Annotated in this window: 6 protein-coding genes and 1 CRISPR repeat array; of the genes, 3 read left to right on the top strand and 3 right to left on the bottom strand. The window is 38.3% G+C overall.

What is annotated here, in order from left to right:
* Positions 1-105 precede the first annotated feature (105 nt).
* A CRISPR array of direct repeats spans positions 106-2,536; the repeat unit is 47 nt; unit sequence GTTGTGAATTGCTTTCAGAATTGTATTTTTAGCTTAGGATTCACAGG.
* Between the two features lie 118 nt (positions 2,537-2,654).
* From cas2 to cas9, 3 genes are all read right to left on the bottom strand, one after another.
* Positions 2,655-2,999, bottom strand: coding sequence for a CRISPR-associated endonuclease Cas2 (gene cas2 / locus VS868_RS15065; RefSeq protein ID WP_345598546.1), 345 nt, complete (start codon positions 2,997-2,999; stop codon positions 2,655-2,657).
* A 76-nt stretch (positions 3,000-3,075) separates the two neighbouring features.
* Complete coding sequence (cas1, locus tag VS868_RS15070; protein WP_345598547.1) at positions 3,076-3,972, bottom strand: type II CRISPR-associated endonuclease Cas1; 897 nt, start codon at positions 3,970-3,972, stop codon at positions 3,076-3,078.
* A 13-nt stretch (positions 3,973-3,985) separates the two neighbouring features.
* The gene (gene cas9 / locus VS868_RS15075; protein WP_345598548.1) at positions 3,986-8,119 is read right to left on the bottom strand and encodes a type II CRISPR RNA-guided endonuclease Cas9; all 4,134 of its coding nucleotides are present in this window, start codon (positions 8,117-8,119) and stop codon (positions 3,986-3,988) included.
* A 235-nt stretch (positions 8,120-8,354) separates the two neighbouring features.
* On the opposite strand from cas9, the gene VS868_RS15080 reads away from it, so the two are divergent.
* The 3 genes from VS868_RS15080 (at position 8,355) to VS868_RS15090 (ending at position 12,586) form a co-directional block, all read left to right on the top strand.
* The gene (locus VS868_RS15080; protein ID WP_345598549.1) at positions 8,355-9,086 is read left to right on the top strand and encodes a class I SAM-dependent methyltransferase; all 732 of its coding nucleotides are present in this window, start codon (positions 8,355-8,357) and stop codon (positions 9,084-9,086) included.
* Positions 9,087-9,262: 176 nt separating this feature from the next.
* Positions 9,263-10,357 (top strand): redox-regulated ATPase YchF, encoded by a 1,095-nt coding sequence (gene ychF, locus VS868_RS15085; RefSeq protein ID WP_266068633.1) that lies wholly within the window; start codon positions 9,263-9,265, stop codon positions 10,355-10,357.
* 375 nt (positions 10,358-10,732) lie between these two features.
* Positions 10,733-12,586: a DNA topoisomerase IV subunit B gene (locus tag VS868_RS15090; protein WP_266068634.1), complete on the top strand. Its 1,854-nt coding sequence runs from the start codon at positions 10,733-10,735 to the stop codon at positions 12,584-12,586.

Consider the following 12,586-nt stretch of genomic DNA (forward strand, 5'->3'; position numbering starts at 1 on the left):
CCAAAAAGTGGCACAATTCAAACCGAAATACCTGGCACTAACCGACCGAAATCACTGGCACAATTCGAACCGAAATAGCCAGCTGGTAAATATAACCTTGCAGCCGTTGTGAATTGCTTTCAGAATTGTATTTTTAGCTTAGGATTCACAGGTTTCAAAGCATATACCCGAACTCCAAGCTTGTTGTGAATTGCTTTCAGAATTGTATTTTTAGCTTAGGATTCACAGGTAAGTGGTGCCGGCCTGTGAGCCTCCCTTAGTTGTGAATTGCTTTCAGAATTGTATTTTTAGCTTAGGATTCACAGGGATGAAGACGGTGTAGGTGGTGGTGTAGTTGTTGTGAATTGCTTTCAGAATTGTATTTTTAGCTTAGGATTCACAGGTACACGGCGTGTAGGTCATCAACTTGGTTTGTTGTGAATTGCTTTCAGAATTGTATTTTTAGCTTAGGATTCACAGGCGTTAACGGGTTTTTTTACGTTCTTAATATGTTGTGAATTGCTTTCAGAATTGTATTTTTAGCTTAGGATTCACAGGCTCATTGGAACCTGGACAACGTGCGCCCCGTTGTGAATTGCTTTCAGAATTGTATTTTTAGCTTAGGATTCACAGGTTGTAGTTTTTGCAATTCAGTTGGTTCTTCGTTGTGAATTGCTTTCAGAATTGTATTTTTAGCTTAGGATTCACAGGCTATTCATAGACAAATTTTGAAACTTCAGTGTTGTGAATTGCTTTCAGAATTGTATTTTTAGCTTAGGATTCACAGGTTTGGATTTGAAAATGGTCTTACTACAGCAGTTGTGAATTGCTTTCAGAATTGTATTTTTAGCTTAGGATTCACAGGTTCCCCGGTTTCAATATCAGTGATCCTGCTGTTGTGAATTGCTTTCAGAATTGTATTTTTAGCTTAGGATTCACAGGTACGATTCACCAGGGATCAAACAACCCAAAGTTGTGAATTGCTTTCAGAATTGTATTTTTAGCTTAGGATTCACAGGAATTACTACAAAGAGTTAGAGAAGTTCCAGGTTGTGAATTGCTTTCAGAATTGTATTTTTAGCTTAGGATTCACAGGGAAAACGGTTTTATGGATAGGATGCTTCTTGTTGTGAATTGCTTTCAGAATTGTATTTTTAGCTTAGGATTCACAGGTGGGTCTCCTGTGTCGCCTTGTATACCTCCGTTGTGAATTGCTTTCAGAATTGTATTTTTAGCTTAGGATTCACAGGACAAAGGCTCTTTTGTAGTCCGTCATTTTTGTTGTGAATTGCTTTCAGAATTGTATTTTTAGCTTAGGATTCACAGGTAGAAAAGCAAATAAGAGGTACCCAACAGGGTTGTGAATTGCTTTCAGAATTGTATTTTTAGCTTAGGATTCACAGGCGAAACCGATAACGGGAGTGGTATTCCTGTGTTGTGAATTGCTTTCAGAATTGTATTTTTAGCTTAGGATTCACAGGTATCACGTTGTTAGAAGGATTTTTTTACATGTTGTGAATTGCTTTCAGAATTGTATTTTTAGCTTAGGATTCACAGGCCAGGCAGACTTCAGAGAAGTAAAGGGAGTGTTGTGAATTGCTTTCAGAATTGTATTTTTAGCTTAGGATTCACAGGCCCGTTTACTGTTTGCGCTTCTCCACTCCCGTTGTGAATTGCTTTCAGAATTGTATTTTTAGCTTAGGATTCACAGGCGGCATAAAGAATATATGAGACGATCGTAGGTTGTGAATTGCTTTCAGAATTGTATTTTTAGCTTAGGATTCACAGGAACCCCTTCAGATTAATAGGAAGCGTTTCTGTTGTGAATTGCTTTCAGAATTGTATTTTTAGCTTAGGATTCACAGGCCAATCCATGTAAGTCTGTATCTCTTCTTTGTTGTGAATTGCTTTCAGAATTGTATTTTTAGCTTAGGATTCACAGGATACAAAACATGTAAATGAGGATGCCACCGTTGTGAATTGCTTTCAGAATTGTATTTTTAGCTTAGGATTCACAGGTTCACAATATTTAAGATTTTCGTTTAAATAGTTGTGAATTGCTTTCAGAATTGTATTTTTAGCTTAGGATTCACAGGATAGCGTCTGAGGTTGGAAATACTTTTGAGGTTGTGAATTGCTTTCAGAATTGTATTTTTAGCTTAGGATTCACAGGATCATCAAATAAAGTATTACTTTTTTTAGGTTGTGAATTGCTTTCAGAATTGTATTTTTAGCTTAGGATTCACAGGTTTTAGGTAATCGTATATCTCAAAACCAGTGTTGTGAATTGCTTTCAGAATTGTATTTTTAGCTTAGGATTCACAGGGTTAAAACCAAAACCATTACCTACTTTTCCGTTGTGAATTGCTTTCAGAATTGTATTTTTAGCTTAGGATTCACAGGGGTTAGAAGTTGAGGCTGTTCCTGTCTCCGGTTGTGAATTGCTTTCAGAATTGTATTTTTAGCTTAGGATTCACAGGAATATCCATCAAAGGAATACCCTATTACTGGTTGTGAATTGCTTTCAGAATTGTATTTTTAGCTTAGGATTCACAGGATACCCGCTATAAAAAGCTGGTATTCTGTGCCTTAAGTCTTTTATTAGGATTAAAAAATGACGGATAAAATTGAGGGTATGACTCCGATCGACCTGATATTTTTATTTGTAAAATCTGTTAGAATAGTTCCAATTGCTGGACAGGTTGTTCTGTTTCAGTCTCCTTTTGGCCATGGAAAAGTTCGATCATCCCAAATTGCTTGTCGGTCACCTGCATAATTCCAACCTTCCCTTTTTTTGGCAAATTGTTCTTGGTACGTTTAATATGTACTTCCGCATTCTCACGACTTGGACAAAACCTGGTATAGATGGAAAACTGGAACATGCCAAATCCATCATCCAATAAATTTTTCCGAAAACGCGTGGCAGCCTTTCGTTCTGTTCGGGTTTCTGTTGGCAGGTCAAAAAATACAAGTACCCACATACTTCTGTATTGGTTTAAACGTGAAAAACGGTCTTTCATATTTAAAACTAATAAAATGGAACTCTGCTCAATTCTAATGTAGCCTGACAATTGTCAGATCGAGCTGAGTCGGGATCTATTCATAAACCGGATATAAAATTTTCCGGCTCATACCCGCAAAACATTCCTGCAGCGAATTGGTGGTTCGACTCATAGCTACCATGAGCGGACTCACCTTATCATCAATTACGACATCTATAGCCGGTATTTTTAAAAGTTCAGCTTTCAAACAGGTATTCAGCTTGTCCAATTTTTCCCCGCTTTCCACTATTTCATATACCAGTTCATCTACATATATGCGATAGGGTTCCATAATATCATCGGCCAGGCAGAATGCATTGTATTTGTTTCGGTGAAAAATCCCCACGCCCGGAAGCATCCCACTGCCAATTAAAGCTCTGGCTGTTAAAGCACGCAGAATGGCGTAGCCATAATTAAGCAGGTTATTAGGGGGAATGCCTTTTTGGTATCGGCTAAATCCTTTAACATCAAAAATGTTTTGCCAGTAAAAAGCCGCGGCAATGGCTTCATGATTTTCGGTATCGCCGCTCTTAACTTCTGTTGCCCAACGCGCCAGTTTTTTATGCTCTTTTCCTCTCCTGAAAAGATGCATAGCCTGATTGCCAATTTTTGCGCTTACTGTTTGCTGCCAGAGATTTTTCTTTAGCGGTAAACTGGCGTTTAACTGGTTTCTGAACCGCTCCGTTTGTTCTGTATGCCCCACCAGGGGCTGTAAAATGGAGCAGGGGAGATGTTGCTTGTCACAGTTCACCACTGCGGCTTTATTCTGGATCAACTTTGTTATTAAGCCATTGGTCAAAGTGATCTGTGGGTTTTCCAGGACCAACACTCCAATGTCCTCGATGGGTACCCGCTTTTCTTCCTTCCCTTCTTCTGGAAAAGAAACTACCAGCTGCTCATTTTTGGTGCTTAAGTAAGCCGGATTGGCGAAAAAGAGGGTGCGTTTGATCATCTATTTTCTAATTCTAATATTCCCCTACCTGTACTATTTTTCCTAAATTGTTTACTCTAACTTTCTGAATACCTTTTAATTTTTTTTCAGTACGAATAAACTGATAAGTTATCCCCGATAGTTGTTTTTTATTTTTGAAAGTATCTCCATTTATTGGCTCTGTTTCTAAATGATGTGCAAATATGTAGTACTTAGAGCTTATACTTTGAACCCGAAATAAATTTTTACTAATCATAGTTTGATTTTCTATATCAAAAAAATCAATTTCGTTTGGATTAAATTCCTCTGAAGGAAAAACAAACATTTCATTTTGTTTTAAAGTGAATTTTAATTTCCAGCCTTTTTGGTTATTATACTTGATTATATCCTCCCCTTGATTCTTTCTTATTACAGCTTCATAAAAGGAAACTGCGTCTTCTTCTAATTCTCCCTGTGGACCTTCATAAATTGCTATATGATGATTATTTCCCAATTCGACATAATCCACAGGAATAGTATCTCCATTTTCATCTAATATTTCTTTACCTAAATGATCTTTGGCGTTGTGTAATGATTGAGCGTTCCTTATTCCTGTGACAGTAACTCTTTTTAATGTTATGCCTTTTTCCTCATTTAACCAAATCGGATTATCATCTAAATTGGAAAAAGCTTCTTTGGGTTTTCCTCCAAAGCCTTCCAGACGCTTCTGAAGGATTTTTCTAATTCCAACATCTACTACTTTATTTATTTTCAAATCTGGAGTAATATTTTTTCTAATTGTAAATCGGTTAGACAAACTCACTGTATTTACTTTCTCAGGCAAAGTAGCTCCTTTATCATTTAATTTTACCGGATTCTTAGCTAGGCTATTCTTCCCTGTAAATGTCTTTTTTGGATCATTATCAAATTCTTTTAACCTTTTTAACAGGGCCTCCCGATGCTTCTTTTTGGCAACGGTATTTATTTTCTCCGTATCAAATGTTCCTCCAACCTTTTCAAGTTTGGTGGTGTATTCTTTGGAACTTCCGTAGATAGTTTCTTTATGCAATTGCCCTCTTGGTGTAAGTTCGGTTTTGATTTTAAAATTTCCCTTACCCTTTTCTTTTATCTTATTCTTGTTCTTGGTGACGACTTTATTCTTTGCTTTATGAGAGATTAATATTGATTCCAGATGCTTTTTTGCCTCCTGCCGAATATTATTAAATGGTTTTACGAATTTTCGGCCGCCTTCCTTATCTCGATATGTATATTTTTCCTTAATCCCATAAAACTCACCACCTTTATCGCTATTCCCGCTCATATTATTGAGATATTGAATATAGGCTGGTTTTGTAAAAGCTACAGTTATGGCATCCATAGCATGATGCCGATGATCGTTCCTTTTGGTCCAATCTGTGATTCGGTTTAATTCTTTGCCATGTCTGTTTTCCACAGTATAAGTAAGTCCCTGAGCTTTGTATTTTTCAAAATTCAATTCCTTAAGAACATCCACCAGTTCCCAGTCTTCCCTTAATTTAGAAGTTATAGTTCCTGAAGTTAAATTTACTTTCCTTGTAATATTTAAAAGAATTTGAGCAGATTGGCGGGCGATATATGCAGAATTACCTAAATCCCGGTTTAGGAAACCTTCGGGAATTTCAGCTTTTGTCATTAAAAGCTTCTTACGGTTCATATATTTAATATCTCCAGCGGAATAAACATCCTCCACACGTTTTTTGAAATCTTCCAACCAGCCTTTACGCTCACAATAATCCAATGCCGTTTCATTTCCTTTTTCAAGATTTACATCGCGCAATTCAAGGGTTTTGTTTGAATAGGAATCATCAAAAAGAAGGGATTGCGGTATAATATGCTCTACATCAAATTTATTGGTAAAAAGTTCTTCAGGTTTTATATAAGTTCCAGAATAAAGTGTTTTATAGCCGGTTGCTTTTAATTCTTTGTAAAGCCTGTATTTTATTAAATCCTTTCGACTAACATAGGTTAAACCAAATTCCTTTTTAAGAAGCTCTCTAATTTCCTGATAATCTTTTGTGACCTTAGCTATTTGATTGGTCATTTCACTACGCTGTTGAGCTGTTTTCTTTAGTTCCCTGGCCAATTCAATCCTTATTTCATCCGGTCTTCCTAATTCGGGATCTTTAATAATGGCATTAACCACATTGATCATCTGGTTAAGGATTTTCTCTACCACGGGATTTCTTAAACTATTCTTCTTGAGAATTTCAAGTTCTTCTTTCAGCTCCCTGTACTCATTTTCTGCTTTGGTTATGGAATTGGAATGATTATATCCAGCACGTGAACAGGCTTCATCATATGTAAAACCCTCTTGCAAATAGGGAATGATTTTTCGCATTGCCCTAGCACTAAGACTGCCGTAGTCTTTAGGAAAGGATATTCCAGCTAACAAGCGCGCATGTTCTTCTTTAAAACCAAATTTATCCTGTAATTTTTGAAGTAAACTGGCCGTTCCAGTAGGAGAATTATCATCTTCATAAGAATACAGCAAATGCCATAATTCATATGATGGTTGTTGGGCAAAATCATCACCTTTTAAGTCAATTTTAAAATCGAGAATATTAGGATTTATGCCGATGGTTTTAAAACATTCTTTTAATGCTAAAAGGTTATCCTCTGCAGGAAGTTTACCGAAAATTACTTTCTCGTAACCTTCACTCTCTAAAATCTTATTGTAAGCTTCCAGTAACTCTGCATTCGTTCTGTTTCCCTCCAAATGCTTAAAATTGAGTTTCCATTCTTTAGGATTATCCTCCGAATCCTTGAAAAGCCATTCAAGAAATATCTTATCGGTCATTTGTTTGAGCCAATTCAATTCTTTGAAAAGTTCTTTTTTGGTTTCCTCTTCAAGTTCATAAACAACAGTTTCATTATTACGCTTGCTTACTCGAATAGCATTAATATTCTGCCAGATTTTAAATTGCTGAAAGACGGGAGAGGATTTTGGAGCAACTCTTGGCCCTACTAATTTTTTCTTTTTTTCACCATCAATAGTTACTATTCGCTCAATTCCTTCAAATTCACAGATATTAATAAGACCTTTTTGTGACTTTAATCGCCGCTGGTAGAAAATTGTAATGTCCCTTAATTGTTCCCGAATTTCCGTTGTCAGCTCTTTATAATGTTTTGCCTGTTCTTTCCAGATAGCATCAAATTCATGAATATAATCCTGTCTGTAAAAAACCTGATTTCTTAAAGAAGCATGAGGATCTTCTTTCAGCTGGTTGTATAAATACTGTCCTACGGTTAGATTGTTAAAAAATAATTCTTTGCTACGGTCACTAATAGCACCCAGGTAACCACTGGATTGATTTATTTGATTATTTATCTCAGTAAGAACAAATGTAACTTCAGCAAGTTCCAGTTTTTCTTTAATGGCTTTTTGCCGCCATTCATATGGTTGGAGCTTTTTGTCTGCACCTTTATTTTCAGCACGTTCCAGGCCCATTGTCTTTTCGAAGTATTTAATCGTATCTCCTTTATTTTTTCCATAGAGATTTTCCTGATGCTCTGTAGTTAAACTCTCAGGATAATACTGTTTTTGAAATTCCCATATGGTGTCAAACTCTGCTTGTAAATCAGATCGATAATAAGCTGGAAGGGTTTTTTTACCATCTTTTAAAAGTTGGAAAGATAATTGTCCCGGGGTGAGATTCTCATTATATAGCTTTTTTGCAATAGCCATTCCATCAATTAATTGTCCTTCTTCCTCATTATTGGCTTTACGACTGCTTTTGTACCCTCTTTTTTTATTGATCATTAAAAGAACCCTCGCAAATTCCTCTTTGGAAATCTTTTCATTTGGTGCTTTGGCTCTGGCCGCATAGGTAGAAAAAGTTGAATTCTCATTCACTTCAGCCAGATTTGTAGTTTCAGATATAAAGCTAATTTCCTTGAGGATATCTACAACAGCATTTCTACGCATTTTATAGCGGTCCAGGTTTCTGCGCATCCCCCTTTTCAGTGTCCTATCCGCATTAATAGTAATACTCTGTCCTTTTTCAAAGCTGATCTGTTCATCGGTTGAGAGAGGAACAACCCTCACTCCGGTTTTAATTATAGATGAAGTTTCTTTTTCACTTTCTGCTTCATTCACTAAAGCCCAGCCGATAGAGGTTGTTCCCAAATCCAACCCTAATATTTTTTTCATATAAATATTTGTTCTATATTCGTTTTACAATTTTGAAGCAATTCACAATAAGGATTATTCCGTTGTGAAAACATTTAAAGCGGCCTTTGCGGGTCGCTTTTTCTTTTTTATATTTTTCGTAGTAGAAATACAAAAAGAATAACTGTCACTCAGGCTTGTAGGGAAGAAATTTGAATGACTTTACATATTTACTAAAATTTTCTTAATATTCCTATGATTATTTCTTCGTGATATTATGAAAGACCTTTTTTCCTCTCATTCTCAAAATTATTCCCGATACCGGCCGGGATATCCTGCAGAACTCTACAACTTTCTTCGGAAGCTTTGCCGCGAAAAGGGTCGGGCCTGGGATTGTGGTACGGGCAACGGACAGGTGGCGGGAGAGCTGGCTGCTTTTTTTGAACAGGTTTATGCCACCGATATTAGTATCAATCAATTGTCTCAGGCGGTGCAAAGACCCAATATTCATTACACCAAACAGGCTGCAGAAAATACCATTTTTCCCGATGCACACTTCGATCTGGTGACGGTGGGGCAGGCAGTGCATTGGTTCGATTTTGAAAAGTTCAATTCCGAAGTGAAACGGGTGCTAAAAAAGGATGCGGTAATTGCCATTTTTGGATACGCCCTCTTCAGAAGTAACGCCGAAACTGATGAGATCATCAGGCATTTTTATAATGATGTTATTGGACCATTCTGGTCTCCTGAGCGCCGTTTCCTGGAAGAAAAGTATCGCACGATACCGTTTCCGTTTCAGGAAATTGAAGCGCCTAAGATTGAAATGAAGCAAAACTGGAGTTTTGAGCGGTTAATTGGCTATCTCAACACCTGGTCGGCCGTTAAGGCTTATCAAAAGGAGCATCAGCAGAATCCGGTAGATCTTGTGAAGGAAGACCTTCAGAAGAGTTTTGGGGAAGTGGGGGAAGTGAATTTTCCAATACTGCTTCGGGTGGGGCGAAATACCTGAAAAACTTCCGAAGAAATTTTTAAAACCAACTTAAAATAAGGTGTCAAAAATGCCATTTTTGAAAGGGATTTTGATGTTTAAATCTTCCGAAGATATCAGATGGATTTGAGCGGCTTAAAATTCCATTTCATATACCTATATTTGCACCCGCCAAAAAGAGCATCAAACAATATTATATGAAAGCCGGAATTGTAGGACTACCCAACGTTGGAAAATCAACTTTATTCAATTGCCTCTCAAATGCCAAAGCCCAGAGTGCCAATTTTCCTTTTTGTACCATTGAGCCAAATATTGGGGTGGTGAACGTGCCAGACAGGCGCCTGGAGAAACTTGAATCTCTGGTGAATCCGGAGCGTGTACTTCCGGCAACCGTTGAAATAGTCGATATTGCTGGTCTTGTAAAAGGAGCGAGCAAAGGAGAAGGCTTAGGAAATCAATTTCTTGGCAATATCCGCGAGACCGATGCTATTCTTCATGTATTGCGTTGTTTTGATAACGAAAATATTGTTCACGTTGATGGTAATATCAATCCGGTGAGAGATAAGGAAACCATTGATATGGAACTGCAGCTCAAGGATCTTGAAACAGCCGATAAAAAGCTGGAAAAGGTAAAACGTGCGGCTAAAACCGGAAATAAAGAAGCTCAAAAAGAAGAGGCTGCGCTTTTAAAAGTGAAACATGCTTTGGAAGCCGGGCAATCGGTTAGGGCTGTAGATCTTACAGAAGAAGAAAGAGCAGAATTTATAAGGCCTTTGCAGTTCATCACCGATAAACCCGTGATGTACGTGTGCAATGTGAATGAAACTGATGCGGTTTCAGGAAATGAATATGTAGATAAGGTAAAAGAGGCTGTGAAAGGGGAAGGTGCCGAAGTACTGGTGCTTGCCGTGGGTACAGAAGCAGATATTACCGAACTTGAAGATTATGAAGAACGCCAAATGTTCTTACAGGACATCGGGCTTGACGAGCCGGGATCGGCCAAGTTAATTCGCGGCGCTTATAAACTTCTGAATTTGCAAACCTATTTTACAGCTGGTGTAAAAGAAGTGAGAGCCTGGACTATACCTGTTGGATCTACCGCGCCACAGGCAGCCGGGGTGATTCACACCGACTTCGAAAAAGGCTTTATTCGGGCTGAAGTTATTGCTTATGATGACTATGTAAGTTTTGGCAGCGAAGCAAAAGTGAAAGAAGCCGGGAAAATGCGGGTAGAAGGGAAGGAATACATCGTAAAAGACGGGGACGTGATGCATTTTAGGTTCAACGTTTAGTTAGTCGATAGTCTATAGTCGGTAGACGGTAGACTATAGAAAATATTAGACCTCACAGGTTTTGGAAACCTGTGAGGTCTTTTTAGTAATGGAAGATTTTACAGGAAAAACACCTATCAAAAATGTCATTTTTGACAGGTGTTTTACGAAGACCGTTAATCCTGAATCTGGAATTAATAAGTCTGAATTTTTCACTTTGTAAAAGGATATTTCAGAAGGGTTCACACCCTGGATTTTTTTGGATTGCGAGCTGGAACTTTAAACTTAAAACCTTGAACCCACAGTTGTGAAACAATTGTTAATTATTTTGTACCCCGAAGGTTTCAACTTTTTTGGGGAAAGCTTATATTAGCCACGAAACCGCAGGAAACAGCTATGATCGAAGAAACTAAATATACCGAAGACAATATACGTTCGCTCGACTGGAAAGAGCATATTCGTATGCGACCCGGGATGTATATTGGGAAACTCGGGGATGGTTCCAGCGCCGATGACGGTATCTATATTCTTTTAAAGGAAGTTATAGACAACTGTATTGATGAATTCGTGATGGGCGCAGGGAAAACCATAGAAATTTCTGTACAGAACCAAAGGGTCATCGTACGTGATTACGGGCGTGGAATTCCGTTAGGAAAAGTGGTTGACGTGGTTTCTAAAATGAACACGGGAGGAAAGTATGACACCCGTGCCTTTAAAAAATCGGTAGGACTCAACGGGGTTGGAACAAAGGCAGTTAATGCCCTTTCCAGCAATTTTAGGGTAGAGTCTACCCGTGATGGCCGCTCTAAATCGGCCGAATTTGAACAGGGGAACCTGATCAATGAAGAGGAGCTGGATGAAACTTCAAGAAGGAGAGGTACCAAAGTATCTTTTACCCCCGATGAGCTTATTTTTAAGCACTACAAATTCCGTTCTGAGTATATAGAAAAAATGCTGAAGAACTACGTTTACCTCAATCCGGGGTTGACAATAGTGTTCAATGGGGAAAAATTCTATTCAGAAAATGGCCTGGCCGATCTTTTATCTGATAGCATTAATGAAGATGATCGGCTTTATCCCATCATTCACCTTAGAGGTAATGATATTGAAGTGGCGATCACCCACAGTAAAACCCAGTACAGCGAAGAGTACCATTCTTTTGTGAACGGGCAGCATACTTCCCAGGGAGGAACGCACCTTGCGGCTTTTAGAGAGGCTGTGGTAAAAACGCTTCGGGAATTCTACGGAAAGAATTTTGAGGCCAGTGATGTTAGGAAGTCCATAGTTTCAGCAATAAGTATAAAGGTTATGGAGCCGGTTTTTGAAAGCCAGACCAAAACCAAACTTGGTTCTACAGACATGGGTGGAGACCTTCCCACTGTTAGAACATACATCAATGACTTTTTAAAGACCCAGCTGGATAATTACCTGCACAAAAATCCTGAAACAGCCGATTTGCTGCAACGAAAGATCCTGCAGGCCGAAAGGGAGCGAAAGGAACTTTCGGGTATTAGGAAACTGGCAAAAGACCGGGCTAAGAAAGCAAGCCTGCACAATAAAAAATTAAGAGATTGCCGGATTCACCTGGGAGACAGCAAAAAAGAAAGATATCTTGAAAGTACACTTTTCATCACCGAGGGAGATTCGGCGAGTGGATCGATCACGAAATCAAGAGATGTGAATACTCAGGCTGTTTTCAGTTTAAAAGGTAAGCCGCTGAACAGTTACGGGCTTAGCAAAAAAATTGTATACGAAAACGAGGAATTTAACCTGCTGCAGGCGGCATTGAATATCGAAGAGTCTATGGAAGACCTTAGGTATAACAATATCGTGATTGCTACCGATGCCGATGTAGACGGAATGCACATCAGGTTATTGCTTATCACTTTCTTTTTACAATTCTTCCCCGAGGTGATCAAAGAGAACCATTTGTATATTCTGCAAACGCCACTCTTCAGGGTAAGGAATAAAAAAGAGACTATTTATTGTTATAGTGAACAGGAGAGAAAGGATGCTATTGCAAAACTTTCAGGAAAGCCGGAAATAACACGATTTAAGGGACTTGGGGAAATTTCACCTGATGAGTTCAAGCATTTTATTGGAGATAATATTCGGCTTGATCCGGTGATGCTCGATAAGGATATGAGTATTGAAGAACTCCTGAGTTTTTATATGGGAAAAAACACGCCCGACAGGCAGGAGTTTATTATAGATAACCTTAAAGTGGAACTGGATCTTATCAACGAATAG

The sequence above is a fragment of the Salinimicrobium sp. 3283s genome (genome assembly GCF_039602225.1).
Taxonomy (GTDB): domain Bacteria; phylum Bacteroidota; class Bacteroidia; order Flavobacteriales; family Flavobacteriaceae; genus Salinimicrobium; species Salinimicrobium profundisediminis.

Bases quoted from the DNA above. Each gene is read 5' to 3' on its own strand.
- ychF (WP_266068633.1), top strand. From the start codon at position 9,263: ATGAAAGCCGGAATTGTAGGACTACCCAACGTTGGAAAATCAACTTTA.
- VS868_RS15090 (WP_266068634.1), top strand. From the start codon at position 10,733: ATGATCGAAGAAACTAAATATACCGAAGACAATATACGTTCGCTCGAC.
- cas1 (WP_345598547.1), bottom strand. From the start codon at position 3,972: ATGATCAAACGCACCCTCTTTTTCGCCAATCCGGCTTACTTAAGCACC.
- cas9 (WP_345598548.1), bottom strand. From the start codon at position 8,119: ATGAAAAAAATATTAGGGTTGGATTTGGGAACAACCTCTATCGGCTGG.
- VS868_RS15080 (WP_345598549.1), top strand. From the start codon at position 8,355: ATGAAAGACCTTTTTTCCTCTCATTCTCAAAATTATTCCCGATACCGG.
- cas2 (WP_345598546.1), bottom strand. From the start codon at position 2,999: ATGAAAGACCGTTTTTCACGTTTAAACCAATACAGAAGTATGTGGGTA.